Source organism: Paraburkholderia sediminicola, assembly GCF_046026855.1.
GTDB lineage: Bacteria > Pseudomonadota > Gammaproteobacteria > Burkholderiales > Burkholderiaceae > Paraburkholderia > Paraburkholderia sediminicola_A.
In genome coordinates, this window is the sequence record NZ_JAQQET010000013.1 from 19,456 (window position 1) to 44,214 (window position 24,759).

Annotated in this window: 21 protein-coding genes and 4 pseudogenes; 8 read left to right on the forward strand and 17 right to left on the reverse strand. The window is 58.9% G+C overall.

The window, feature by feature from the left end:
- Window positions 1–280: 280 nt before the first annotated feature.
- Window positions 281–1,117 (forward strand): annotated as a pseudogene (locus PQR40_RS15975) (tyrosine-type recombinase/integrase); the annotation flags it as partial.
- 481 nt (window positions 1,118–1,598) lie between these two features.
- Here PQR40_RS15975 and PQR40_RS15980 read toward each other — a convergent pair.
- The 8 genes from PQR40_RS15980 to PQR40_RS16015 all read right to left on the reverse strand — a co-directional run bounded on the left by PQR40_RS15980 (window position 1,599) and on the right by PQR40_RS16015 (window position 8,682).
- Window positions 1,599–1,868, reverse strand: a complete 270-nt coding sequence (locus PQR40_RS15980) for a DUF1488 family protein (RefSeq protein ID WP_408509375.1) — start codon at window positions 1,866–1,868, stop codon at window positions 1,599–1,601.
- Between the two features lie 353 nt (window positions 1,869–2,221).
- The gene (locus PQR40_RS15985) at window positions 2,222–2,563 is read right to left on the reverse strand and encodes a type II toxin-antitoxin system RelE/ParE family toxin (RefSeq protein ID WP_408509376.1); all 342 of its coding nucleotides are present in this window, start codon (window positions 2,561–2,563) and stop codon (window positions 2,222–2,224) included.
- Complete coding sequence (locus PQR40_RS15990; protein ID WP_408236395.1) at window positions 2,563–2,847, reverse strand: type II toxin-antitoxin system Phd/YefM family antitoxin; 285 nt, start codon at window positions 2,845–2,847, stop codon at window positions 2,563–2,565. The genes PQR40_RS15985 and PQR40_RS15990 overlap by 1 nt, the downstream gene beginning before the upstream one ends.
- 535 nt (window positions 2,848–3,382) lie before the next feature.
- Window positions 3,383–3,961 (reverse strand): cysteine dioxygenase family protein, encoded by a 579-nt coding sequence (locus PQR40_RS15995; protein WP_408509377.1) that lies wholly within the window; start codon window positions 3,959–3,961, stop codon window positions 3,383–3,385.
- Between the two features lie 89 nt (window positions 3,962–4,050).
- Entirely contained in the window at window positions 4,051–4,788 is a 738-nt protein-coding gene (locus tag PQR40_RS16000) for an enoyl-CoA hydratase/isomerase family protein (protein WP_408509378.1), read from the reverse strand.
- Complete coding sequence (locus PQR40_RS16005; protein ID WP_408236387.1) at window positions 4,785–5,957, reverse strand: CaiB/BaiF CoA transferase family protein; 1,173 nt, start codon at window positions 5,955–5,957, stop codon at window positions 4,785–4,787. The genes PQR40_RS16000 and PQR40_RS16005 overlap by 4 nt, the downstream gene beginning before the upstream one ends.
- Window positions 5,958–6,022: 65 nt before the next feature.
- Entirely contained in the window at window positions 6,023–7,243 is a 1,221-nt protein-coding gene (locus PQR40_RS16010; protein ID WP_408509379.1) for a porin, read from the reverse strand.
- A 107-nt stretch (window positions 7,244–7,350) separates the two neighbouring features.
- A complete protein-coding gene (locus PQR40_RS16015; protein WP_408509380.1) occupies window positions 7,351–8,682 on the reverse strand; it encodes an MFS transporter in 1,332 nt (443 codons plus the stop codon).
- 240 nt (window positions 8,683–8,922) lie between these two features.
- Between PQR40_RS16015 and PQR40_RS16020 the strand changes: the two genes are divergently transcribed.
- A complete protein-coding gene (locus tag PQR40_RS16020) occupies window positions 8,923–9,825 on the forward strand; it encodes a LysR family transcriptional regulator (RefSeq protein ID WP_408509381.1) in 903 nt (300 codons plus the stop codon).
- A 33-nt stretch (window positions 9,826–9,858) separates the two neighbouring features.
- On the opposite strand, the gene PQR40_RS16025 is transcribed toward PQR40_RS16020, so the two are convergent.
- From PQR40_RS16025 to PQR40_RS16055, 7 genes and pseudogenes are all read right to left on the reverse strand, one after another.
- Window positions 9,859–10,836 (reverse strand): MBL fold metallo-hydrolase, encoded by a 978-nt coding sequence (locus PQR40_RS16025; RefSeq protein WP_408509382.1) that lies wholly within the window; start codon window positions 10,834–10,836, stop codon window positions 9,859–9,861.
- Window positions 10,837–10,878: 42 nt separating this feature from the next.
- The gene (locus PQR40_RS16030; protein WP_408509383.1) at window positions 10,879–11,223 is read right to left on the reverse strand and encodes a carboxymuconolactone decarboxylase family protein; all 345 of its coding nucleotides are present in this window, start codon (window positions 11,221–11,223) and stop codon (window positions 10,879–10,881) included.
- A 51-nt stretch (window positions 11,224–11,274) separates the two neighbouring features.
- Window positions 11,275–12,132 (reverse strand): sulfurtransferase, encoded by an 858-nt coding sequence (locus PQR40_RS16035; protein ID WP_408509384.1) that lies wholly within the window; start codon window positions 12,130–12,132, stop codon window positions 11,275–11,277.
- Entirely contained in the window at window positions 12,132–13,352 is a 1,221-nt protein-coding gene (locus PQR40_RS16040; protein ID WP_408509385.1) for a CaiB/BaiF CoA transferase family protein, read from the reverse strand. The genes PQR40_RS16035 and PQR40_RS16040 overlap by 1 nt, the downstream gene beginning before the upstream one ends.
- 82 nt (window positions 13,353–13,434) lie before the next feature.
- Window positions 13,435–14,835, reverse strand: coding sequence for an FAD-binding oxidoreductase (locus PQR40_RS16045; RefSeq protein ID WP_408509386.1), 1,401 nt, complete (start codon window positions 14,833–14,835; stop codon window positions 13,435–13,437).
- A gap of 1 nt (window position 14,836) precedes the next feature.
- Window positions 14,837–15,577 carry an enoyl-CoA hydratase/isomerase family protein gene (locus PQR40_RS16050; protein WP_408509387.1) on the reverse strand — a complete coding sequence of 247 codons (741 nt, stop codon included), beginning with the start codon at window positions 15,575–15,577 and terminating at the stop codon, window positions 14,837–14,839.
- A gap of 192 nt (window positions 15,578–15,769) precedes the next feature.
- A pseudogene (locus PQR40_RS16055) lies at window positions 15,770–16,621 on the reverse strand (ISNCY family transposase); the annotation flags it as partial.
- Between the two features lie 224 nt (window positions 16,622–16,845).
- Here PQR40_RS16055 and PQR40_RS16060 point away from each other — a divergent pair.
- Entirely contained in the window at window positions 16,846–17,457 is a 612-nt protein-coding gene (locus PQR40_RS16060; protein ID WP_408509434.1) for an IS6 family transposase, read from the forward strand.
- 150 nt (window positions 17,458–17,607) lie between these two features.
- Here the strand turns inward: PQR40_RS16060 and PQR40_RS16065 are convergent, their stop codons facing one another.
- Window positions 17,608–18,555, reverse strand: a complete 948-nt coding sequence (locus tag PQR40_RS16065) for a LysR family transcriptional regulator (protein ID WP_408509388.1) — start codon at window positions 18,553–18,555, stop codon at window positions 17,608–17,610.
- A 149-nt stretch (window positions 18,556–18,704) separates the two neighbouring features.
- On the opposite strand from PQR40_RS16065, the gene PQR40_RS16070 reads away from it, so the two are divergent.
- The 5 genes and pseudogenes from PQR40_RS16070 to PQR40_RS16090 all read left to right on the forward strand — a co-directional run.
- Window positions 18,705–19,499, forward strand: coding sequence for a gamma-glutamyl-gamma-aminobutyrate hydrolase family protein (locus PQR40_RS16070; protein ID WP_408340215.1), 795 nt, complete (start codon window positions 18,705–18,707; stop codon window positions 19,497–19,499).
- Complete coding sequence (locus tag PQR40_RS16075) at window positions 19,496–20,647, forward strand: M14 family metallopeptidase (protein ID WP_408340214.1); 1,152 nt, start codon at window positions 19,496–19,498, stop codon at window positions 20,645–20,647. Before PQR40_RS16070 ends, PQR40_RS16075 begins: the two co-directional genes overlap by 4 nt.
- Window positions 20,648–20,699: 52 nt before the next feature.
- The gene (locus tag PQR40_RS16080; RefSeq protein ID WP_408340212.1) at window positions 20,700–22,037 is read left to right on the forward strand and encodes an MFS transporter; all 1,338 of its coding nucleotides are present in this window, start codon (window positions 20,700–20,702) and stop codon (window positions 22,035–22,037) included.
- A 122-nt stretch (window positions 22,038–22,159) separates the two neighbouring features.
- The gene (locus tag PQR40_RS16085; protein WP_408509389.1) at window positions 22,160–23,239 is read left to right on the forward strand and encodes a porin; all 1,080 of its coding nucleotides are present in this window, start codon (window positions 22,160–22,162) and stop codon (window positions 23,237–23,239) included.
- A gap of 251 nt (window positions 23,240–23,490) precedes the next feature.
- Window positions 23,491–23,748, forward strand: a pseudogene (locus PQR40_RS16090) (phage integrase N-terminal SAM-like domain-containing protein); the annotation flags it as partial.
- A 26-nt stretch (window positions 23,749–23,774) separates the two neighbouring features.
- Here PQR40_RS16090 and PQR40_RS16095 read toward each other — a convergent pair.
- A pseudogene (locus tag PQR40_RS16095) lies at window positions 23,775–24,511 on the reverse strand (IS6 family transposase).
- Window positions 24,512–24,759: the final 248 nt, after the last annotated feature.

The following is a 24,759-nucleotide window of genomic DNA, read 5'->3' on the forward strand; positions in this document are numbered from 1 at the left end:
GACACCAAAAAACAGCTTAAAAAAACAAAGACTTGGAACAACTATCGAATCAATCAACGTAGTAGCAACGTGCGCTATTGCGTTGCAAAACTTCGCGGCCAGCGTAACATTTAGCGTAGGTTTTTTTGCAACTGAAAGTAGTCCGAGAAACCGACATCAGACCGAAGATGAAATTCGACGCCAGACGGGCCAAGCTCCTCCAGCCGCAACAACATAGAGCGTTCGACGACTTCCCCGGCTTACGGCTTGAGGCTACGGCGACGCGACGCGACGCACTTGGACGTACCGATACCGATCGCCTCTCGACGGCAACATGCGACAAATCAAGCTCGGGGATTGGCCAGCAATGCCTCTCACTGCGGCAGTCGTTGAATGGGAAGCAAAACGAGGCATCCGCGATACTGGCGAAGATCCCGCCCTCGCGCGACGTCGAGCCAAGGCGCACGTGGCCGCACCGGACGCCGAACATGGTCCCGGTGCATATACCGTCCGGTGCCTCGTCGCCGATTATCTGGCTGGACACGTCGAGCACAACGCCGGCCCCGCGGTGCAGACAAATACTCGATACGCACACGGCAGTCCCATCGAACCGATCCTGGACAAGCTTCCTGAAACCGTCACTCGCAAGATAGCCTTTGATCTGCTGGAAAGGTTACGAGATCGCCCAACCTATGCGAACCGCATCAAGATGGAACTTAGCGCAGCGTGGGACTACGCGCTCGATGCCGGGCGGCTGCCCGAAAATACCCCGAACTGGTGGCGCCAGATCATGCGCGGGCGGCTACGCAGTAAGGGCCGCAGTCGCAACGGTGAGCGTGTCACGGACAAGCGTGTACTGACAGGCCCCGAGATCACAGTTCTCGTTCCGTGGGTGCAGATTCTGGAAGAGGATGTAGCGGATGTGGCGCAACTCTACCTGTGGACAGGACAACGTAGCAATGAGATTGTCGCCATGCAGGGCGTCGAGTTGAGTGAAGAGGTGGATGGTCTCTGGTGGACTATTCCGAAGGCCAAGACGAAAAACAGGCGCATAGAACGCGCGACCGCGCATCGCGTAGTGAGCAATCCCGCAAACGCAGCGCCTGCCAGACTCAAGCGGCCGTACCGGCAGACTTGATCGGGTAGCTCTACAGATTGCTTACGCCCACACCACAAACTGGCAAACGTGAGCTAGTCGACATATGGCGGGAACCCGTCAGACTGAAGCGACACGCCAGTGCGACCTGCAGTATTACACTGTGTAAATTCGCCCGGATGATCTCGGGAACTGCGAGCTCAAAGCCATCAGACTGCCACTGTCAATCCCTCGACCTCGGTAGATATAGTGATCCGAATCGGTTGGACACGCTAACAGACTGCTGGCACAGAACCAACGGAATCGCGCGGGTGACCTCTCAGACTCAGCAGATCAACGAGAATATGGCGAACTTTAATCGTGGCCGGCGGAATAGGCCGCCGTCTGCAGCGGAGTTGAGAGGCTGAGAAGTCTTCACCGTTCTGCCATTTTGGGATTTTGCATAAAAGAAATTGAGCGATCGTTCGTTTTTGTGTTTACCAGACCCACATCGACGCGACAGTCATCGTCAGCCAACGGTCGGTTACCGGGCCACAAAGTCGTTGACGGTCAGCCTCAGCGGTTCGTCGGGCCGTGCAAGTAACTTTCTTTGGGCGACCGCGACGATGCGGTTGCGACCGTTTTGAAATGTTTTGAGCATGCGCGTCGCGTCGGCGCTACGCGGTAGCCAGAAATGCTCTTCGAGTGCGTCACGCGCAATTGCGCCTTCAACCTCGCGGCCGCGGATCGACAGCATGAAAACCACGGCGCGTCCGTCCGGCGAGACGGCGGGCACGCGATCAAGAACTTCCATGACTTACCTCGACAATATCATTCGCGGTCTTTGTCTTTGTATTTGTACTGCGCCGCGTAGCGATAAATCTACCAGAAGTTGAAAGCAGCGCAATCGTCAATGACGCAACGGCCCAGCCTCACCAGGTCTCCGTTATCGATAATCGCCAAGCGACGTACGTGCTCGTTATTTTTCAGGCAGCCGTCGTGTTGTAGGCGGTTTTATTGTTTGCGCTATACGCAGTCGGTATAGGCGGTTACTTGCGCATTGGGAATCAACATTCCTCGGTATAGTGAGCTTTTCGGGAACAAGTGTGTGCCACCATCTGGCGAGTGTTCCGGCACTACAGCGTGAAAACACCAATAAGGCTGACTTTACCAGCGAGAACGCAATAGTCGTTTCTGAAGAGGCGTTCGTAGATCACGGCGCGTATCGGTGATGACGTGAATGTAAATCGTGTCGTCGCGCACCTCATATATAACCCGATTCTGGCCGCTCAACGCTTCCCGGAAATTCAGACCGCCGAAATCTGAAAGCTCCACCGGAATATAACCGCTCTGCGGGAACTGCCTGATATTGCCAAACGTGACGGCCAATTCCGCCGACGTTTGTTTCCACGTCTGAGCACCGAAGCTTTTGAGGATGTAGCGACGCAAATCCTTCGTATCCTCCTGCGCCTCGTCAAGAACCAGGAGCTTGAACTTCGTCTGCCCCATCAGCGGATTTGCTCTTTCCGATCAAGGTCGTCGAGTTCGGTGAGAAACTCGTCGGCATCCTTGAATTTCCCCTGTTCGATGCCCTTCCGGCCTAAGGCCAGAATTTTGAGTAGCGCCAGCGTTTGCTGGGTGTCCTCATAGCTTTGCACGTCCTGAACGACGAGCTTCGCTTCTCCATTCTGCGTGATAAGCAGCGGCTCGCCAGAAGCCGTCAAATCCTTGACGATCTGCGCTGCGTCGCTTTTCAGGTAGCTGATTGGCTTTACGTGGTCTGCCAGGCGCATGTCCGATCCCCTGTTTGCTGCCTCATTTAGACCGAATATAGACTAAATTCAGTTTTATGCAAAGTCCTGGATTCATTGGTCGCCATGAATGCGCCGCCCTATCCTGCTTCGTCCGCCCCACGGGCCACGCGCGATCCAGCGCGCTGGTCGGCCCTACTGGTCAAGTGGCGGACTACAGACAAGTGGGTTGCAGCCGACACGGGCAATTTGAACTAAAAAGTTCGCGGTGTTCCCGCCACCGCACGGGGCATCCTCAGCGCCCTCATCGATATTCAATTCGGCGCTGCACTTGAGGCCTGCCGGAAAAGCCACAAGATCGCCTCAAGCGTTGGTCTGAGGAACAACTTTCTGCAAAACCTCTTGAAGCAGACTTGTTCCCGACATGTCTGCCAGCCGCGATTCGACTGGCCGACGCAAGCAAACTTGAACCGAACTGCCAAGTAATCTTGGCCACTTCGCACCTGTTCTTCGACCTTTGGCTAACTTCGGACCGGTATTCGTCGCTAAAGTCCTGCGCTTCGTCCACGATTAACGTTCACCGTGTGCTGTCACTCTCTCTACGACTCGAATAGCCTGAAACGAACGCCTTGCCCGCCCCCGTATGTGGATCGAACACATGACGCGAGATACACCCGATATCTCCGCCGTAGACATGAACGCTAATCGAGACGCGGTCATCGTACAGGTTTGAGACGCGGTGAATATCACCGATTGTCGGAGAAACTTCGTCCACTTCGCCAGGGTGCAGCGTCTCTTCGCCGACATAGCGCATAGACTGTCCGTCTCCGCGGAACTCGAATCGCTCCGAGCGCTCGCCGCCGCGCAGCATTCCGATAAGGCCCCACACGGTATGGTTGTGCACTGGCGTATTCTGTCCGGGGCCCCAGACGAAGCTCACGACCGAAAATCGGCCTTGAGGATCGACATGCAGCGGGTATTGCTGGTAGTACTTTGCATCGGGCTGAGCGAAGGCATCCGGCAACCAGTCATCATGCGCGATCAGCGTCTCCAGCAGCCGATGTCCGTCGCGGCGCAGAGGCGCTTCATTGTCGCAGCCGTCTATCAGGCGCGTCAACGCCTCCACGAATTTTTCGAAGCGAATGGAGCCTTTCATCAATGCAACTCCTCCCGTACGTCTAATAAAAGGCGCTGACTCGCAAGATCGAGCGACATAACAGCCCTCAGACTTGAGTTCGCGATACGTCACGACGCGGCTCGTGAACCCGTGCGGAGATAGCTGCGAAGCCGCTCCTTGAGACCCGGACGGGCGGCAGATCGCACAAGGTTGGACAGATCAGTTTCGGACTGGCCCGAACTCAGTACTCGATAGAGGTCGTCGCGCGCCACATCGTCAAGCGCCTGAGTCTTTTCTCGGACGCTTGCCGTGATCCACTCCCACTCATCCGGAGAAGTTAGCTTGTGTGCGAGGTGCATCTCAAGGGCTTCCTCCGCGGTGAAGGCGTTCGTTTCCTCCAGAATCTGTCGAGCCTTCTCTGCGCCCACGACAGAGGCGAACCGGCGCGTGCCCAGTACAAGGCCAAACTTAAGGCCCGGCATGCGAAAGACGCTGCCGGGTGCGGCGATACGATGGCGACACACCGAGAAAAGGTCGACGCCAGCGCCGAATACCTTGCCATGGACGAGTGCCAACGTCGGCGCGGAGGACTTCGCGATCGCCTGGAGCAACATTTCGATGCGGATAAAGCGCAACACCAGATCGCCTTCGCTTTGAGCATCGATCTCACTCAGATCGAATCCCGCACAAAAGGACTTACCGGCTCCCCGAAACACGAGCAACCTGGCCTTTTGCGCGTTCGCCTGTTCAACGGCATTCAGCACGCGCTCCACAAGAGCCGCATTGAGTGCATTGAGCTTGTCGGGCCGATTGAGCGTGAATGTCCACGTTCCGTCCCGGGCTTCAACTTCGAGCGAGTCGATCACGGCTGTACCTGCTGAGTTTCGGCCGCACGAAGAGGCGCGAGAACCTCAGCGTTGTGCTCGCCCAAAGCCGGTGGGCGCATGCGGATCGGCAGACTTTGCGAGTCGATCCGTACAGGAGAGGCAAAAGTCAGTGTCTTGACTCCGTTCGGCAATTCCAGAGGCTGCACCCAACCCATGTGATTCACCTGCGGATCAGCCAGCACCTCGGAAAAGGTGTTGATCGGCGCGCAAGGCACGCCGGCCGCCCGAAATCGTTCGAGCCACTCTGCCGTATTGCCAGCGGCGAATTCCGACTCCAGAATCGACAGAAGTGCATCCTGGTGCTGTGCTCGCGTACTCGGAGTCGCGAAACGCTCGTCCGACATTAAATCGTGTCGGCCAAGGACGTCGCAAACCGAGCTCCACAACGCGTTGTTGCCGGCAGCCATGCCAAAGTAGCCGTCCTTGCTGCGAAACACCCGGTACGGTGCATTGCGGGGATGGGCAGACCCCAAGGGTTTAGGGTTTCGACCGCTACCAAAGTATTCGGACGTCTGCAGCGCTGCGATCCCCAAGGTGGCACCCAGCAACGGGATGTCCAGATGTGCGCCTTTTCCGCTCATCGCAGCCGAACGAAGGGCCGCAGAAATGGCGAATGCACCGTAAAGGCCAGCAGAGAAATCGGCCAACGGAACACCACACTTCACCGGCGCGCCGTCGGGCTCCCCCGTGATGCTCATGATGCCGCTCATTGCCTGAACGGTAAGGTCGAAACCACCTTCAGTAGAACGCGGCCCCGATTGTCCGTACGCTGAGATCGAGCAATACACCAGTTTCGGATTGAGCGTAGAGAGGGCTTCGTAGCCCACCCCGAGCCGATTCATCACCCCCGGCCGGTTGTTTTCGATCAGCGCATCCGCACTTTGCGCCAGATCGCGCAAGAGCTGCAGGCCGTCCGGTTTCTTGAGGTCAAGCGTGACCGAGCGTTTGTTCCGGTTGAGCGACGCAAAATTCTCACTGTAGCCATCCGAAATTGGCGGCCAACTGCGCAGTGTGTCGCCCCCGTCCGGGTTTTCGACCTTGATCACGTCGGCCCCCATGTCGGCCAGCAGCATCCCGCAGTACGGACCGGCGGCGACATTGCACACCTCGATCACTCTGATGCCTTCTAGCGGCAATTGACTCGTCATTGAAATTCCTTCTCCACAGGGGTCTTCCCTGTTATGTATGTTTCCGTCCGCCTTTTAGACGTGAGTCAGAAGCGATGACGGAGGCCGATCGTGAAGGCGATTTGATGTGAATTCGACGAAGGCGCATCGAGTGTCACTTGCGCGACATTCCCCTTACCTGAAGCGATCTCATACGCGAGCGCCACATAGATATCGGTTCGCTTGGACAGCAGATAGTCGTTTCCAACGCCAAACGTCCACCAGTGCATGGGTATCACGCCGGAGCCCGTATGCAGACTCGCGTCGGAATACTTTCCCATCGCGCCCACGATGTAGCTCGGCGTCACGTAAACGCTTGCGCTAACTTCGGCCGAGTCGATGTCGAAGCGTCCGTTGGCGGTGTTGAAGCCAGGCGTGCTGGCGCCGGAGATCGCCAGCTTGCCAATCAGCGTACGCGAAATGACCGAGCCAAACTCGAACTTGCCAATCTGGTAGAGACCACCAGCGGCGATAATCTGCTCGCTGCCAATGGCGAGCGCGGCATTTGACGTTTTCCCGGACAAGTTGGTGTCGACCCGTTTGAACCAGAGCGGAAATGCACCCGGATAATCGCCGTAAGTGGCTCCGTTCGTATTGGATGCTGCGTTCGGTCCATCGAGACGGGCGTAACCCACCGCCGCACGCAGGCCTCCGTGCAGATATTTGATGGCAGCACCGAACTCGCGGTTGTTGGCGAAGCCAAGGCCGCCAGGTGCGGCAGCCTGATTACTGAATGCATACTGCACGCTGTAGGTCAGCCCGCGATAATCGGGACTCTCGTAAGTGACTGCGTTGTTGAATCGTACCGATCCGCCGAGCATGTTCAGATCGAACGGGTCAGTCATCAACGACGTGCCGAAGCGGATTCCCGCCGACAGGTAGCCGACGTAGAGTTCAAATGGACTGTACTGACGGCCCAGCATGAGCTTGCCTAACGAGTCTTGCCCGACGCCAACATACGCCTGCCGGCCAAATAGACGGGATCCCTGCTGCTGCGCACCTGTATTGGCGGAAAAGCCGTTCTCCAGCACGAAAAACGCTTTGAACCCTCCGCCCAGATCTTCATTCCCTCTCAACCCAAAACGGCTCCCAGACAACTTACCCGTGGTCGTTTCGAAATTGTGATCCCCATTCTGATTGTTCACGTAAAGCAGTCCAGAATCGATGATCCCGTAGAGGGTGACCGAGTTCTCGGCGTGGGCAGCAACCGAAGTCAGCATGAATACCGCAATCGCGGCGGACGCCGTAAGGCGGTGCAGCTTTCGCATCAGGTGCAGATTCGTCATTTTCATTTTGAAATTTTATCTAATTAATTCGCAATACTTATCATATTGGATATGGTAGTTCTCACGATGCATTGCATGCCATGCGTTAGTTAGGCAAGTGGCCGTTTCCCGAAGATACTGGCGGGAATCAATCCAATCACAATGCAGGCCGCCATCGCGAGCAACGCCGCCACCAGAAACAGCGCGGCCGAAAAGCTGCCAGTCGCGAGCTTTATGTGACCGATGGCAATGGGTGCGAGAAAGCCGCCGATCTGCCCACAAGCGCTCACCAATGCCAGGCCACCTGCAGCGGCGGTGCCGGACAGGAATGCGGTCGGAATCGTGAAGAACAGCGCGGCAATACACAGGTAGCCGATATTCAGCACACACAGGGTAATCATCATGGCGACGAGGTTCTGGCCGACCATCGTGAGGGTCATCGCAGCGCACGCCGTCAGTGCTGCGCTGATCGCCCAATGCCAGCGCCTCTCGAGTTTTTTGTCCGAATGATGGCACACGATCAACATCCCGATTGCACCGGTGATCGAAGGGATTGCAAGCAACAGGCCGATATTCAGCACGTTTCCGCCCGTCAGATGCCGTATCAACGAAGGTGCCCAGTAGTTGAGCACGTTGCCAACCCAGGCAACAGGGAAGTAAGCGAGCGCTACGATATAGATCCGTGACGACCTGAACGCAGCAGAAAAGCGGCTCGTTTTTTCATCATGCCCTTTCGCGTTCAGTTCTGCCTGAATTGCTCCCGCCACGATTTCGCGCTCCTCCGAAGTCAACCATCGCGCGTGCCTGGGATCGTCGGTAAGCAGAAAATACATGAACACGCCAACAATAACGGGAAGGAGGCCTTCGATCAGGAAGATCCACTGCCAGTCCTTCAGATTTCCGACGCCGTTGAACGTTTGCATGATCCAGCCGGACAGCGGGCTTCCAATCATTCCGGCGAGAGGTACTGCAAGCGAAAACAGCGCGATCACGCGTGCCCGTTTCTGTGCCGGATACCAGTAGGTGAGAATGAGCATCGCGCCGGGAAAGAAACCGGCTTCGGCGACACCCAGCGCGAGGCGCGCGATATAGAACTGCGTGGGAGTTTGCACGAACATGGTCGCGGAGGATACGAGCCCCCACAGGATCATGATCCGCGAAATCGTCTTCTTTGCGCCGATGCGCGTCAGCAACAGATTGCTCGGCACTTCGAACAACGTGTAGCTGATAAAGAACAAACCCACGCCGATGCCGAATGCGGCCTCATCCAGCCCCACATCGGCCTTCATATGCAGATACGCAAAACCCACGTTGATACGATCGATAAACGCGAGCATGAAGCAAAGACCTAGCGGAATCAGGATCCGCAGATTCACCTTCGCATAGGCAGATTTCTCAGCAGATACCGCAACCGCGCTGATGTCGCGTGCAGTTGGCAACATTCCTTGTCTCCTCCTTTTCGATCTCGATTCCGCGCGCACCCCATTGTCGTGATACGCCCATTAAGGCTCGACTGGTGAGCGTCGCGAACGTCTCCTTCCTGCCAGCGCGTTGTAGTGTTCGTACGTTTAGCGCTGCCGGCGAGATCCAATGTAGTGCGGCGATCCCTAATATACAATCAAGGAATATCGCTCCATTATTATGGCTTAGGTTAACAGTGCAGCAATGCAAGGTAGCGAGCCATGAGCCTCACCAATCTCCGGCATCTACGGGTCTTCGAGGCAGTCGCCCGTCTGAACAGCTTTGTCGAGGCATCCAAGGCTCTGCACATGACGCCGGCTGCTGTCAGTCTCGCGATCCGAGATCTGGAAATGAGCCTCGAGTTCCGGGTATTCGATCGCACTACGCGCTACGTGCGTCTCACCGAGGCCGGAAAACAGTATTTTGAACGCGTCGTGCGCGTGCTGATCGAAGTGCGCGCGGCGGAAAGCTGTGCGGCATCGCTGCGAAAGGGCTCGTACGAAACCGTCCGTATCGCTACCACGCCGACGGTCATCACGTCACTGCTGGGCGTGGCCTTCGAACGGGCGCCCAAGCTGTGGCCCGACGTCAAGATTATTTGTGTCGAAGTGATGTCGCATCAGCTTCAGGAAGTCGTCGACGCTGGCATCGCGGATATTGCCATCGGCGTTCGCCTGCCCGATAACGAAAACAACGAAAGTCAGGTGCTTTTCGCTTCCCGATGGACGGCATTGATACCGCGCGATCACAAGCTCGCGCACAAAGATCCTCTTACCTGGCGGGATGTGGTGGACGAAACCGTGGTGGTGACGAACCAGTCTTCGCGCCTCGCGATCCAGAAGGCGTTACCCGAAGACCTGACGATCGATCTCGCACATGAGGTGAGCACCGCAATGTCCGCTATGGCGTACGCGGCAAGTGGTCAGGGCATCGCAGTCGTGCCAGGCTATATGCGGCTGCTTGCAAGAGCGCATAAGCTGCTTGCCGTACCCATTGTCGACCCGGAGGTCCTGCACGTTCTGGAAATCGGCGTCGCGCGTCGTCCCAGACCAGAGGCGCACATACTACAAATGCGCGATTTTCTGGTAAGCGAAGTGCCCACTGTTTATCGGCGTCTGATGTAAGCGCAACGGAAAGCAATCAGATGATCCCGGCAATCAGACTGGATTGATTGGCACCTTCAGATAGTGCATCCCGTTACTTTCTGCCGACGGCAAACGCCCGCCGCGCATATTGACCTGAACGGCGAAGAAGAGCAGACGTGGCATCGCCAGCGTGCGATCGCGGCTTTCACGCATGTGTACAAAGTCGTCTTCGCTGATTTCTTGCCGTACATGGATGTTCTCGCGCTTCTGCACACCGACGGTGGTTTCCCAGACATATTCGGTGCGTCCGGCAGGCAGATAGTCGTGGCAGAAATAGAGCCGCGTCGGATCGGGGAGCGAAAGCAATCGTCGAATAGAACGATAAAGCTGGCGTGCATCGCCACCCGGGAAATCGCAGCGAGCCGTGCCGTAGTCCGGCATGAAGAGGGTATCGCCCGGAAACACGACGTCGCCAATGACATAGGCAAGGCACGCGGCCGTATGCCCCGGCACGTGAAGCACAGTCGCTTCGAGGTTGCCAATGCGGAACGCGTCTCCGTCGACAAAGAGCCGGTCAAATGGAGGATTGTCCGCGTGTGGATCTGTCATTAAGTTCAGCATGTGCCCGAAATACCGCTGGGTATCGACCACATGCTCGCCAATCGCTGTCTTGCCGCCGCAACGCCGCTGCACGTAGGGTGCCGCGCAAAGATGGTCCGCGTGAACGTGAGTTTCCAACACCCATTTCACGTCGAGCTTTTCCTGTTCGATGAAGCGCACGAGCTCATGCGCCGTCGACGTTGACGCGCGGGCCGCCGCCGGATCGAAATCGAGTACGGAATCGATCACTGCACACGCCTGACTGCCGGGATCGCGGATCACGTAGCTAATCGTGCAGCTGACCGGCTCGAAGAAAGCATGAACGACCGGCTGCTGACGTGGGTCGGCAAATGCGCGCTCAACCTGGTCGCAGGCGCGCTGGAGTACGGGGTCGAGGGCAGAAGTCATGATGAAATCACCATGAAGTGAAGGAAAGGGCAACCACGCCACGGCCAGTCCACGGCGGGTTGCCCGGCACGATGATGACACTATTCAAGTTTGCTGAAAGGCCTTGTGTGCATCCATCGCTTTGAGCGAGTAAACATACGCTGCCCCGGCGTTCAAAGCAATTGCCGTTGACATTGCCTCGGCAAGTTCCGCCTCGGTGACGCCCGCGCTCCTCGCCGCCTGTGCGTGTGATGCGATGCAACCCTCGCAGCGTGTCGTGACAGCGACGGCCAGCGCGATCAACTCGCGTGTTTTCGCGTCGAGAGTTCCGGTGCCTCCCTGCGACTCGTTCAGACCACGAAATCCGGCGAGCAGCTTGGGGTGGTGTTCGAGCAGCGCACCGGATGCCGCGCGGTTTTTCTTCAGCATTTCAATCCAGTCATTCAACATCGCAATTCTCTCCGTAGAAAAAGCACAGATTTCGCGGTTAATTGCCGCAATTCATGAAGATGCCAGGTGAGTTTCAACAGGACGCAGCGGGTCGCTGCACCACTCGCTCCAGGACCCCGGATAAAGGCGCGCAGAACGCATACCGGCGATCTCCATTGCCATGAGGTTGTGACAGGCCGTGACGCCGGAGCCGCATTGCGCGATCACCTCGTCGCTGGGCCGTCCATTCAGCGTGTGCGCCCATTCACTCGCCAACGTTGCTGAAGATTTGAAGCGACCGCGTTCGTCGAGGTTGTCGGTGTAGGGACGATTGATCGCGCCGGGAATGTGGCCTGCACGCGGATCAATGGGTTCCGTTGCCCCCGTGTACCGGCTCGCACCCCGCGCGTCGACGATCAGAGCTTCACGACTAGTCAGATTGCGCATGACAAATGCGGTGTCCACGCCAAGTTCGTCTGCGACTTCGGGGGCCGCGTAAGACACCGCCGGTGCCGTCACCGTGCCCTCGTGCGCAGGAAGGCCCGCCTCGACCCACGCTTGCCAGCCCCCATCAAGTACGCGCACGTCACGATGACCGATCCATCGCAACAACCACCACAGTCGCGCGGCATAAGCGCCTCCAGAGCGGTCGTAGGCGACCACGGGCATCGTCGAATCAATACCTGATTGGCCGAGCCAGCGAATCAACGCATCGGGCGCGGGCAGCGGATGCCGCCCGTTCATCCCGGTTTTCTTACCCGACAGATCGCGATCGAGATGAGCGTGCACGGCGCCTGGAATGTGTCCGGCGCGATAGGCGTTGACGCCCGCCTCGGTGCGCTCCAGATCATGGCTGCAATCGACCACCCGTACAGATTGCAATTGGCTCGACAGCGTGTCCACGTCGATCAGAACATTCGACCCGGCCATCAGATGACTCCCGCAGCACGAAGTTCAGCGATCTGGGAAGACGACAAGCCGAGCACTTGTTCGAGCACGGGTAACGTATCCGCGCCGAGTTGCGGCGGTGCCTTCAATTCAACCGGCGTCCGGGAAAAGCGGAATGGACTTCGCAAGACGGGAATGACTCCGTGTGTCGGATGCTCCACTTCCGCGCGGAGTCCGCGGTGAATCACCTGCTCATGATTGAACGCTTCTTCGATCGTATTGACTGGACCACAAGGCACACCCACCGCATTGAGCGACGCAGCGAGACTGTGGCGCTCAAGCCGCGATGTCACGCCCGTGATCTCGGCATCCAGTTCTGCAACGTGTTCGAGGCGCGCGCCATTGCTCGCGAAACGCGGATCCTTCATCCATGCCTCACGGTCCAGCGCCTTGCACAACTTGGCCCACTGGCCGTCATTGCCGATCTGTATCAGAAGCGGACCATCGGCGCAGGAGTAGCAGTTCGACGGTGCGAACAGGCGGCTTCCGTTACCGATACGTGCCGCCACATGCCCGGTCGACAGAAAGGTCTGCGACATGTAGGTGGTCGCCGCTACCGCGACGTCCAGCAGCGCGACGTCGACGTACTGCCCTTCACCCGTTGCGCGTTGGTGATACAGCGCCGCCAGCACCGACGAGGTGGAAATCATGCCTGTCATTACGTCGACGAGCGGCACCATCGAACGAACCGGGCCTGCGCCAGGCTGACCGTCCGGGATACCACAGGTACTCATGATGCCGGAGACGGCCTGAAGCACGGGGTCATAGCCGGGAAAGCGCGACATCGGACCATCCTGGCCGTAGCCTGTCACCGAGCAATAGACGATCCGGGGATTGATGGCTCGAACGGCTTCGTAGTCGAGGCCATAACGCTTCAGATCCCCGACCTTGAAGTTTTCGATGAACACGTCGCACTGAGCGGCAAGATCCAGCACGATTTTCTGACCGGCTTCCTTGGTGAAGTCGATGGTCAGCGAACGCTTTCCCCGATTCACACTGAAATACGCGGGGGTATCGTTGGTGGCCTCGCCATCGAGATTCTTCAGGAACGGCGGGGACTGACGCATTTCATCGCCAACACCGGGACGCTCGATCTTGAATACCTGCGCGCCCATATCGGCCAGCGCCTGAGTACACCATGGACCTGCCAGCACGCGCGTCAGGTCGAGTACCTTGACGCCTGAGAGAATCATATCGTTCATAGTGAAGAACTTCCTGTCGTTCGATAGCCTGTAGTCGTCGGCACCAGGGCCGAGCGCCGGTCGCTGGCGTGCGACACGTTCCTTAGAAAATCTTGTCGGGATTGAGGATGCCGTTTGGGTCGAGCGCGATCTTGATGCGTTGCATGAGTTGCACGGCAGCGTCGCCGGCCTCCCGCCGCAAGAACGCTTTCTTGTGAAACCCAATTCCGTGCTCGCCCGTGCAGGTCCCACCCAGTGAGAGAGCGAGCTCGACGATCGATTCGTTGAGCCTCTCCGCCTCTTCGCGCTCGGCTTCACTGTCGGGATCGATCACCATAAGCACGTGAAAATTGCCGTCGCCGACATGGCCGAACGTCATGTGCGGAAAGCTTGCCTGCGCCATGATGCGCGTCGCGCCTTCGATAGATTCGGCCAGTCTGGAACGCGGAACGCAGGTGTCCGTCGCAATGATCATCGAGCCAACCCGCGAGAGCTGACAGCTAAAATAGGCATGATGACGCGCGTGCCACAACCGGCTGCGATCTTCCGGTCGATCGGCCCATTGAAAGTCTTCACCGTGATGCTGCGAAGCAATCTCTCGCAGCAATTCGGTCTGTTCCTGCAGCGAGCTGGGAGATCCGTGAAACTCCATGAAAAGCGTCGGCCGCTCGCGTAGCACGAGTTCACGCGAGTTCGCGTTGATCGCCTTGATCGAATTCGCACACAGGTACTCACTGCGAGCGATGGGCAAGCCCGCCTGTATCGCCTCGATGACGGTTGTCACCGCAGCGTCCGCATCCACGAATGTCACGACGGCGGCGGACATTGCTTCAGGAAACGGAAACAGCTTCAGCGTGACTTCAGTCACGACGCCGAGGGTACCCTCCGAACCAACGAACAGCCGCGTCAAATCGTAGCCAGCCGACGACTTCACCGCTCGCGTTCCGGTATGGACGACCGTGCCGTCGGCAGTCACCACCGTGAGCGCCAGCACGTTCTCGCGCATCGATCCATAGCGAACTGTGTTGGTGCCGGAGGCACGCGTCGCGACCATGCCGCCGAGCGTTGCATGTGCGCCGGGATCGACTGGGAAAAACAGGCCGTCGCCGCGCAGCGCTGCATTGAGCGCTTCCTTTGTCACACCGGCTTGAACCGTCGCGGTGAAATCACCCGGGTCCACGCTGATAATGCTGTCCATTCGCGACAGGTCGATACATACGCCGCCCTGTGTTGCAAGCAGATGACCTTCGAGCGACGAGCCCGCGCCAAACGCGATCGCAGGCACGCGATGCACATTGCATATTTTCAGAACCTCGCACACTTCTTCGGTGGATTCCACGAACACCACAGCATCTGGCGGCATGGCGCGGAACGGAGACTCGCCACGCCCGTGCTGTTCGCGCACTGCTGCCGCAGTGGACAGTCGTTCGCCAAAAGTCGCGCGCAGGGTCGTGAGCACGCTGTCGTCGATGCCTGACAACGACTTATCGCAAAAGGCGTTCATCTCAGATCCCCTTGAAGTTCGGTTGCCGCTTTTCGTGGAATGAGCGCACTCCTTCCCGAGCATCGTCACTTCTCGTCACGCGCTCGACGAGCGCACTGGTCCTGTACATCGTTTCGGCCGGACTCACAGGCAAGGTCGCATCCACTAGTGTCTTTAACTGCGCAAGTACGAGAGGCGCCGACGCGGCAAGCGCGCGTGCCATCTCCTGCGCTACCGCCAGTTGCTGGCCGGCTGGCGTGACGCGATTGACGAAGCCGACGTCAAACGCTCGCGCCGCAGAGATCGGGCCACCGAGTAGCATCATTTCCATCGCGAACTTGTGCGGTACGCGCGCGCCCAGAGCGGAAATCAGTCCTTTGGACAGGCCGATCTTTGCCTCCGGATAGATGAAGCGAGTGTCTTCCGATGCAACGCACAAATCGCAGAAGGCCATGATCGCCACTGCCATTCCGACCACGGGACCTTGCACCACGGCGATCAGCGGCTTGGTCAGCGTGACGCCGACGCCCGGCACGCAACGCCAGAAATGTTCGGGCGGCGAAGTGAGGTCAGCGCCCGCACAAAACGTCTCGCCTTCCGCGCACAGCAGGCCAACGCGCTCGTCACCCGATTCCAGACGCGCCAGCGCGTCTGCAAGCTGATCGCACATGGCGGCGCTCAGTGCGTTACGCTTCTCGGGCCGCGCGATGGTAATGATTGCAACCCCATCCTCTGCTCGATACGTGATGGCTCCCTCTTGCATTACCGTGTCTCCTTGTGGGTCGTGCTTCTACCGTATGGTGTTACTGTAGACAGGCACGGCACAGTGGAGAAGCAAGTTATTTCGAGGGTTTGTTAACGAAAACTGAATCAATCGCACCGGTGCGCGCAGTGCAGACGGCAGATTGGGTCACCACCCGGATCATGCCTACCCGCTAGTCTTCGAGGGCCACCGGAAAAGCGTGGCCGCTTCCCGCGTGTCGATCTGGCGTAACCGTAGTTCCTTCACGAGGCGGCCCTGCAGTGTCAGGTTCGCGCGTTCAACACGGCCCTTCGCCTGGCTTGAATTTGCGCACAACCCGTCAATGTTCAGCTCGAACATCGCCCGGCCAAAGTGCGTCACGCCTTTGCCTCCCGTGGTCGCCGTCTGCGTCGAGCGGAATACGCTCGCCTTGTCACTGTAGAACGCGACCGGCTTGCCGTGCAGTTCCAGATACGCCCGTGTCGCCTCGAAGTAGCTGAAGGTCGATTCGGTCGCCGTGAAGTGCAGCGCCATGATCCGGCTGGTTGCGTCGTCCACATAGACCAGCAGCGTGCACGCCGGCGCCCGCGCCTCAAACCAGCGATGATCGCTGCCATCGATCTGGATCAGCTCGCCCAGGCACGATCGCCGCGCCCGTGGCTGGTAGATCTTCGGTGGCCGCTGCCGGCGTGGAATCCACAGCCCGGCCCCCGTCATCAGGTGACGCACCGTTTCCTTCGACAGCACCAGGCCATGACATTCGCGCAGCTTCTCGCACGCCAGCGTTGGCCCAAAATCCGCATAACTGTCCCGGATCAGATTCAACGCGCGTTGCGCCGTGCCATCCGCCAGCTGGTAGTTGCTCGGGTGCCCCCGATGCCGTGACAGCAGTCCCGAGGCACCCTGGCTGCGATAGCGCACCGTCAGCCGCTCAACCTGACGCCGGCTCAGATGGAGCCGTTCTGCGGCCTGCCACGTCATCAGCATACCGTCGACCACCGACTGGATCGTCCTGAGCCGGTCTACCACGCGCATCGTCATGGTGATCGTTCCGGATGTCGTCATGCGAGCCTCCCATCAAAGGTCAGCCAGCATGGCATGCGACGTTTCAGCTTTGCCCAGGTACGACATTACAGCTTTGCTGTAACACAAGCTGTAGGGCTCTGTCGCAATATGATGGCCTGCTATGCTTCCGGCGACAAAACGAACGATGTGATCGATGAAGCAGACCATGAATCCAGCTGTAGCGCGCGCTTAAACGCTTGCATTACCCGCTCGATGTCATTCTGATGTGCATACGCTGGTACGTGGCGTATCCGCTGAGCCTGCGTCAGTTGGAGGAAATGATGGCTGAGCGTGGCATTGCGGTCGACCATTCGACCGTGCACCGCTGGGCAATCAAGCCGTTGCCGGTACTGGAGAAGTCGTTCCGCCACCACAAGCGACCCGTTGGAAAGAGCTGGAAAATGGACGAGACATACATCTGGGTCAAGGGTGAATGGAGGTATCTCTATCGCGCCGTCGATAAGGACGGCAACACCATTGATTTTCTGCTGCGCGCCAAGCGAGACAAGGTTGCAGCACGGCGCTTCTTTGAGAAATCGATCGATAAGAACGGCGTCCCCGAGACGGTAACCATCGACAAGAGCGGCGCCAATCTGGCCGCACTGCACGTGATAAACGCAGAGCGCGAAACGCCCATCAAGATCCGCCAATCGAAATATCTCAACAACCTCGTCGAGCAGGACCATCGGGCGATCAAGCGACGCACGCGCCCCATGCTGGGGTTCAAGAATTTCCGCTGCGCGCGCATCCTTCTGGGCGGCATTGAATGCATGCACATGATCGCTAAAGGGCAGATGAAGCGTGCTCGTGGAACCCATCAGTCCATTGCTGACTAACTCTACTCGTTGGCAACATAAGCAGTACTCTCTATATAGTTCTCGTGCGCTCCTCGATCCTTACCGCGACAAAACCTCTCAAGGTCCAATGCTGCTGATACCCGCAAGAGCAACGGCCAGTGAATCCCTCGTTTGCTCCGTGCACACAACTCAGATCCGACGGGCTTGCAAAGCGCGCGCCGCGATCCTTGCCTCCACAGCGGCGAAGCAGTCGCGAACGATCTCGAACGCCCGCTGTGCTACAGGCGCGAGCGTGCGGTCGGCGTGATGCACGATACCCAGCGTCATGTCCATCACCAATGGTGGGTTCACATCGAGCGCCACCACCTCACCGCTTTCTGCTTTCGCGATCATTGAAAGGTCGGTAGCGGGGACTACCGCATCACTGCCTTCCAGAATCGAGTGAACGGTACCGACGTCATCCGTCGTAAAGGCGAAATGGTCAATCACCGGTACCGCCAATCCGTAGAGTTCACCGAAACGGCGCGCAAGTGAGGGCTCGTAATATCCCGCCGCCAGCAGTGGATAGGGACGAATATCGTCAATTGTCACTTGCCGCTGACCAGCGAGCGGATGGCCACGCCGGACATACCACCCGAAGGTGCATGGATAGACCACCTCCGCACTCAGATCGGCATGGTCCTGGGCCACACGGATATCGCCGACAAAAAAATCCAGGCGCTCAGCAAGCAGGGCTGCCACCAGGCGCTCAGAGGTTTCGATCACGCTGCGCAACTGCACGCGCGGCGCATTCTGCATCAGGTCCAGCGCGAGCGGGCTGAGCAGCACCGGCGCTAGCGACGATCCCATCCCGAGCGCCAGCGATCCGGCCTCGCCCGATTGCATCAGCGCCAGCAAGCGCGCACCTTCTTTCTCGTCCAGCACCATCCGGCGTGCCCGCAGCTCGTAGGCGCGCGCATAAAGCGTTGGGCGCAGCCGGCGATCGTTTCTATCGAAGAGCGGCACCCCGAGCTCATCTTCCAATGAGCGAATGCTGCGCGACAGCGCCGGCTGGCTCAGGTGTACCACTTCAGCCGCAGCACTAAGCGAGCCGTTGTCGAGCATGGCGAGGAAGTGCCGAATCTGACGGATATTCATGTGGAGGCGTCCACTTGCAGGATGCGCATTATATCTAATCAATAAATGCAATTTACACAACTTATCGGTCTGCCTAGACTCTGTCGGCACCTCGCGATACGGCCGGGCGCAACCAGACCCGCGCAAAACTCAGACGAAACCGATACTTCATGCCTGTTTTTCAGACCAGATCACCGCGCCGTCCAGTTGTCGGCATCATTGCCGACTCCATCGAATTTCATGGGCATCGCGGCCATTCCGTACTCCACGGCTACGTGCGCGCTGTCAGCGAGATCGCACGGGCCATGCCGGTGATGCTTCCAGCCGCCGCCGAGGCACTCGATGGCGCTACGTTGCTCGGTACTTTGGACGGCATTGTGCTGACCGGCAGCCCCTCCAATGTCGCCGCCGAGCGCTACGGTGCTTCTCCGCTGCCTGCTTCCACGCGACAGGACACGTATCGTGACGCCGCTGTGCTCGGAATGCTACCCACGCTAATCCGGGGCGGTCTGCCCATACTCGGTATCTGCCGCGGCTTACAGGAACTCAACGTGATCCACAAGGGCACGCTCGAAGCCGCCGTCCACGAACAACCGGGGCGTCTCGATCATCGCGAAGGCGATCACGACAGACCGATCGAGCGCTGGTACGACAACAGTCACCCAATCCAGGTTATCCCTGGTGGCGTGCTGGAGGGTCTCGCTAGCGAGGCTGTCATTCAGGTGAACTCATTGCATCACCAAGGCATCGACCGGCTTGGCGATGGTTTGCGTCCGGAAGCCACGGCGCCCGACGGCCTTGTCGAGGCATTTTCGATTGCCGACGCGCCTCAATTCACCCTCGCGATCCAGTGGCATCCGGAAATGAGGATTGACGACTGCCGGCTATCTCGCGCGATTTTTACCGCCTTCGGCAATGCATGCCGTATGCGCAAGCGCGAACGCGAACAAGCCATCCGCCCATGATGCGCGGCCATCCGGCCGGCCAGCTAAAAGAATCCCATCACACCATGTTCATCAACGAAAGCCGCACTCTGTTCAGCCGCGACTATGCGGAAGCCCGTGAAAAGTTCTGTCGCGCCGCCACCCTGCGCGGGCTGGCGATCGATTCAACCATTTTGCCCCTCAGCGGTGCCTCTGGAGAAACGCTCGCGACGGACGTCGTGTTCGATGGTCCGCGTGACGCCACTCGCCTGGTTATCCTGATCAGTGGTGTGCACGGGGTCGAAGGATATTGCGGGTCCGCGATCCAGACCGGCGTGCTGGGTCTGGGTCCGGTCACCGCGCCCGATACCGCCGTATTGCATATCCACGCAATCAATCCGTATGGCTTCTCGCACTCGCGCCGTGCGACGCAGGAGAATATCGACCTGAACCGCAACTTCGTCGACTTCTCCGTACCGTTACCGGTTAATGACCGGTACGCCGACATCCACGACCTGCTGCTTCCTCCCGAGTGGCCGCCGACCGACGAAAACGAATCGACACTCGACATCCTGCGCCGGCAGTGGGGGATGCGTGGCTATCAACGAGCGGTCGGTCTTGGGCAGTACGCATTTGAGGATGGCATTCACTACGGTGGTCGTGAGCCAGCCTGGAGCAACCTCACGTTTCGCCAGATCCTGCGCAAATATGCTCAGCAGTGTAGGCGGATCGGCTCGATCGATGTGCATACCGGCCTTGGCCCGTATGCCTACGGCGAACGGATCTTCGCCTGTCCCGACGAGGCGCAGACGCTCGCACGCGCCAGGCGGTGGTGGGGTGACTGTGTCACGTCGGTCAATCTCGGTACGTCGACCAGCATCCCGATGACTGGGCCGATTCAGTTCGGTCAGTTCGAGGAATGTGGGCAGTCCGAGCAAACAAATATCTGCCTGGAGTTCGGCACACACCCGCTTTCAGTAGTGCTGCCCGCCATGCGCGCCGAGCACTGGCTGCATCGCCACGGCAGCGCGGACACGCGCCAGGCAGCCGCGATTCGCCAGACGTTCAAGGACGCGTTCTACCCGCAGGACGACAACTGGCAGTCCGCCATTTGGGAACAAGGCCGCGACGTTTTTCTGCAGACCGTGGACGGCTTGCAGGACGACACCACCCGGGCCCAGACCGTCTGAGCGGCTACGACAGAACAGCAGAACGATAAACACGGAGACACACGGAGACATTATGCGCACTACCATCATCGACGCATCCAATGCGGGGCCGGGCGCCTGTGACACAGGAGAGACCAACCCGGTCCGTGCCGCCCGCACGGCCATCAGCCGCAAAGCCGTGGCTGCCGCCGTCGCTGGAAACGCGCTCGAATTCTACGACTTCGTCATCTATGCCTACTTTGCGGTCTATATCGGGCGCGCTTTCTTCCCCGTTAGCGGCCAGTTCGGCAGCCTGCTGCTGTCGGCTGCGACGTTCGGCGTGGGGTTCTTCACCCGTCCTCTTGGCGCGGTACTGATTGGCGCTTTCGCGGATCGTGCAGGTCGCAAGCCCGCCATGATCCTGACGGTTGGACTGATCACGGTCGGTACGCTAGGTATGGCGGTGACACCGGCCTATGCCAGCATCGGCATCGCTGCTCCGGCCATCGTAGTGGCCTGTCGGCTAATACAGGGGCTGGCGCTAGGTGGTGAAGTCGGCCCTGCAACGGCGCTCCTGATCGAAGCCGCGCCGCCCAACCGGCGCGCGCTATACGCGAGCTGGCAACTGGCGAGCCAGGGCATCGCCGTAGCCGTGGGCGGAATGCTTGGTGTCGCGGTATCGATGTCACTGAGCGCCGACCAACTGGCTGCGTGGGGCTGGCGCATTCCATTCCTGGTAAGCCTTGCGCTCGTGCCGGTTGCCCTCTATATCCGCCGCAGCCTGCCTGAGACCCTGGAGGGTAACGACGCGCGGACCACTTCCGAAATCGTTGGTGGCGTAGTTCGAAAACACCGGCGCTACCTGGTGCTGGGGGTGTTGATCACGCTGTCGGGCGCGGTTTCGTCCCAGATTGGTAACTACATGACGACCTATGCGATCCATACGCTGAAACTGCCTCCGACGATCGCCCAGACAGCTCCTCTGGTCGGCGGCGTGCTGACATTCGCTTTTGCGTTGCTTGGCGGCTTGCTGTCCGACATGCGCGGTCGCAAGCTCGTGCTGGTTGTGCCGTGCGTGCTGCTGATGCTGTTGATCGTGCCGATGTTCCTTTGGCTGGACGCGGCGCCAGGCATAGGCCGTTTCTTGACGGTGATCGTCACACTGGCCGGACTGACTGCGATGAGCGCCACGGCTGCGATGGTGGTTATACCGGAACTCCTGCCTACCGCCTTCCGCAGCACTGGCGTATCCCTCGTCTATGCGATTGGCACCACGCTGTTCGGTGGCACCACGCAGTTTGCCGTCACCGCACTCATCGCCTGGACTGGAAGCCCGATGGCTCCGGCCTGGTACCTGGCTGCTGCCAGCGCGCTCAGCCTCGCCGCGATGGCGATGGTTCCAGAAACACGCGACGTAGACGTATTGAGATAGGTCCGGCCGTTGGCGCCGCGTGCGCCGCCGAATTCCCAATCTACGCTCCTTGCATGCCGCACATGCGCCCGGCAGGGACGCGTGCGTACAAAAACATCGACCAAAAACAGACGGAGAGAGACATGAAACCTTTGACCATCGCCGGCCTCGTGCTGGCCAGCCTGACTACCGCTGCGTACGCGCAGTCGAGTGTGACTATGTTCGGCAGCCTCGACGCCGGCGTCACATACGTGACGAACGTTCGCGGAAATTCGTCCGTCGCCATGGCCGACGGCATCAACAAGAACAACTCCTTAGGCTTTTCTGGCACTGAGGACCTTGGCGGCGGAATGCGCGCCATCTTCAAGCTCGAAAACGGCTACTCGGTGGACACCGGCATGGCGGGGCAAGGTGGACTGCTGTTCGGCAAGCAGGCTTATATCGGACTCAGCGACGCGACCATAGGGGATTTGACGCTCGGGCGCCAGTACGACTTCGGCATCACCATGCTCCGCTTCCTTCCGTGTTTGTCCTGTGGCATTTACAGCGTCGAGAACGCCGACCTCGACCGCGTTTCGGGTGAGCGCCTGAATAACACCGTGCAATTCATGACACGCAGCTTCGGCGGGCTGTCGGCGGGCATGCAGTACAGTTTCGCATCTAATACCGGTAACACCACGACCAACGCCGGTCGGGCGTTCAGTGCCACAGTGCAATATGCCAGAGAGGGCTTTTCCGCTGGCGCCTACTACACCGACATCAACAGCGCGCCCGTCTATGCCGGCTTAACGGGGGCGCCAGCCATGTTCGGGCGACCGATCGCTGCCTCCACCACTTTACTCGTTGATAACCAGCGTATCCTCGGCGCCGGTGCGGCGTACGCTTTTGGCTCGTGGCGCGCGTCAGCGCTCTATACCAATACCCGTCTTAAACTTGGGAACAACACTGCACAGGACCAGGTACTCCACGTCGGCGGTGAATACCGTCCATTGCCGGACCTCGTGCTTGCTACAAAGCTTAGCTATGACAAGCTCGACGCGTCGCGTTGGGTGACGTGGTCAGGCGGCATTGACTATCTGTTGTCCAGGAGCACAGACATTTACCTTGACCTTCAAGCGCAGCGCGCCTTTGGTACCGGCACTGTGGCGTCGATCGCGCTGGCGGGGACATCGTCATCCAACGAGCAATTCCTGTCCCGGGTCGGTATCAAGCACCTGTTCTAACAACTCGTAGGGGGCGGTGCGCCCACTGTCATCGACGCGACGCAGATCCGGTCTGCTGCGCCGATAGCTTGACCGCAGGCCCCCGTACCGCTCATGGGCCGTATGACAAACAGGCAAACTTCCGCGGCGGAATCCGGCATTGAGATACTGCGCGTCAGACCACCCCGCGCACCGGATATCGCCGCGAAGTCGGCGAATGGTGGTTGTCCGCAGTCGATGCCAGCCAAGGTATCAGTGCACTGCGCCAGCGCATGATCGACAACATGCGCATGCGCAAGCTCGCACCCGGAACCCGATCCGGTTATATCCGCGTGGTCCGTCAGTTCACTGCATTCCTCGGGCGCCCGCTCGACAGCGCCAACGTCGAGGACCTGCGGCGCTACCAGTTGCATCTGGTCGACCACGGCATCTCGCCCGTGTCGCTCAATGCCGCGATCACCGGACTGAAGTTCTTCTTCGAGGTCACGCTCAATCAGGCCGAACGGCTTTGTCAACTTGTCGAGCTGAGGAGGACAGACGGCAGGAAAGAGCATCCTCAGAAGACGTCGGACGGATTTTGGGCGACTGTGGTGATGTCGCACCACGACACGAATCGTGCCGCGAGTAGTTTGCGATAGAGTGAAGCGCACAGCAGATGCCGCTTGAGCGCGAAATGTTGCCGGATCGGTCCGAAGCAGCGGAGAAATGCCTAGGTGTGTTTCGGTTCGCGGAATCCACGCATGCGGCGCTCACGTTCGCGCGTGGGCTGGTGACTGTTTTCTGCCCGATTATTGACGCGCGCAGCGGCCTTGACGAACATGTGTTTGACGTTCATCAGATCGGGGATTTCGGCTTTTGCGGCGGATAGCTACGTAATTGATCGGTGACGATCTTGCGCGGTACAGCGCCGCATGAGGCCAGTACTCACTAGAAGAAGCGCTTGGCTGCCGTCTTGTCGCGGTGCTTCTGCAACAGGAGGTCGAGTTCGACACCATGCTCATCAACCGCACGCCATAGCAGGTAAGGCTCGCAGCGAAGCGTCACAAACATCTCGTCAAGATGCCATGTGGTGCCTGACCTCCGGCGATTCGCCTGGACGCGATGGGCGAAGCCCGCGCCAAACTTCTCGCACCAGCGGCGCACCGTCTCGTAGCTTACGACAACGCCACGTTCAAACAGCAGCTCTTCGATATCGCGCAGGCTCAACTGAAACCTGAAGTACCAGCGCGCGGCGCAACTGATGACGACTGCCGGAAAGCGATGCCCGTGGTAGAGCGATTTCGTCTTTTTCATCAACACATCTTACGCGCTCGGCCCACCAACGTGACAATGCCGCGACGGCATCTTTACGGCGGATGAATGTCGCGCGCGATCAGGGAGCCGTCCCGCACTGCCCTGCCCTACGCTCCGCGATGTTCAACATCGAGCAGACCACCAACTTTAGTGGCGGCGTAGTGTGCAACCGCAGCCTGGAATTCCGCACCATCCACTTGGTTAGATATCCTCTATAAAATAAAAATTTCGTCCCAGCCGCCTATTTG

Coding starts and splice junctions, on each gene's coding strand:
- PQR40_RS15980 (WP_408509375.1), bottom strand. CDS start 1,868: ATGGAAGTTCTTGATCGCGTGCCCGCCGTCTCGCCGGACGGACGCGCC.
- PQR40_RS15985 (WP_408509376.1), bottom strand. CDS start 2,563: ATGGGGCAGACGAAGTTCAAGCTCCTGGTTCTTGACGAGGCGCAGGAG.
- PQR40_RS15990 (WP_408236395.1), bottom strand. CDS start 2,847: ATGCGCCTGGCAGACCACGTAAAGCCAATCAGCTACCTGAAAAGCGAC.
- PQR40_RS15995 (WP_408509377.1), bottom strand. CDS start 3,961: ATGAAAGGCTCCATTCGCTTCGAAAAATTCGTGGAGGCGTTGACGCGC.
- PQR40_RS16005 (WP_408236387.1), bottom strand. CDS start 5,957: ATGACGAGTCAATTGCCGCTAGAAGGCATCAGAGTGATCGAGGTGTGC.
- PQR40_RS16010 (WP_408509379.1), bottom strand. CDS start 7,243: ATGCGAAAGCTGCACCGCCTTACGGCGTCCGCCGCGATTGCGGTATTC.
- PQR40_RS16015 (WP_408509380.1), bottom strand. CDS start 8,682: ATGTTGCCAACTGCACGCGACATCAGCGCGGTTGCGGTATCTGCTGAG.
- PQR40_RS16020 (WP_408509381.1), top strand. CDS start 8,923: ATGAGCCTCACCAATCTCCGGCATCTACGGGTCTTCGAGGCAGTCGCC.
- PQR40_RS16030 (WP_408509383.1), bottom strand. CDS start 11,223: ATGTTGAATGACTGGATTGAAATGCTGAAGAAAAACCGCGCGGCATCC.
- PQR40_RS16035 (WP_408509384.1), bottom strand. CDS start 12,132: ATGGCCGGGTCGAATGTTCTGATCGACGTGGACACGCTGTCGAGCCAA.
- PQR40_RS16040 (WP_408509385.1), bottom strand. CDS start 13,352: ATGAACGATATGATTCTCTCAGGCGTCAAGGTACTCGACCTGACGCGC.
- PQR40_RS16045 (WP_408509386.1), bottom strand. CDS start 14,835: ATGAACGCCTTTTGCGATAAGTCGTTGTCAGGCATCGACGACAGCGTG.
- PQR40_RS16050 (WP_408509387.1), bottom strand. CDS start 15,577: ATGCAAGAGGGAGCCATCACGTATCGAGCAGAGGATGGGGTTGCAATC.
- PQR40_RS16060 (WP_408509434.1), top strand. CDS start 16,846: ATGTGCATACGCTGGTACGTGGCGTATCCGCTGAGCCTGCGTCAGTTG.
- PQR40_RS16065 (WP_408509388.1), bottom strand. CDS start 18,555: ATGAATATCCGTCAGATTCGGCACTTCCTCGCCATGCTCGACAACGGC.
- PQR40_RS16070 (WP_408340215.1), top strand. CDS start 18,705: ATGCCTGTTTTTCAGACCAGATCACCGCGCCGTCCAGTTGTCGGCATC.
- PQR40_RS16075 (WP_408340214.1), top strand. CDS start 19,496: ATGATGCGCGGCCATCCGGCCGGCCAGCTAAAAGAATCCCATCACACC.
- PQR40_RS16080 (WP_408340212.1), top strand. CDS start 20,700: ATGCGCACTACCATCATCGACGCATCCAATGCGGGGCCGGGCGCCTGT.
- PQR40_RS16085 (WP_408509389.1), top strand. CDS start 22,160: ATGAAACCTTTGACCATCGCCGGCCTCGTGCTGGCCAGCCTGACTACC.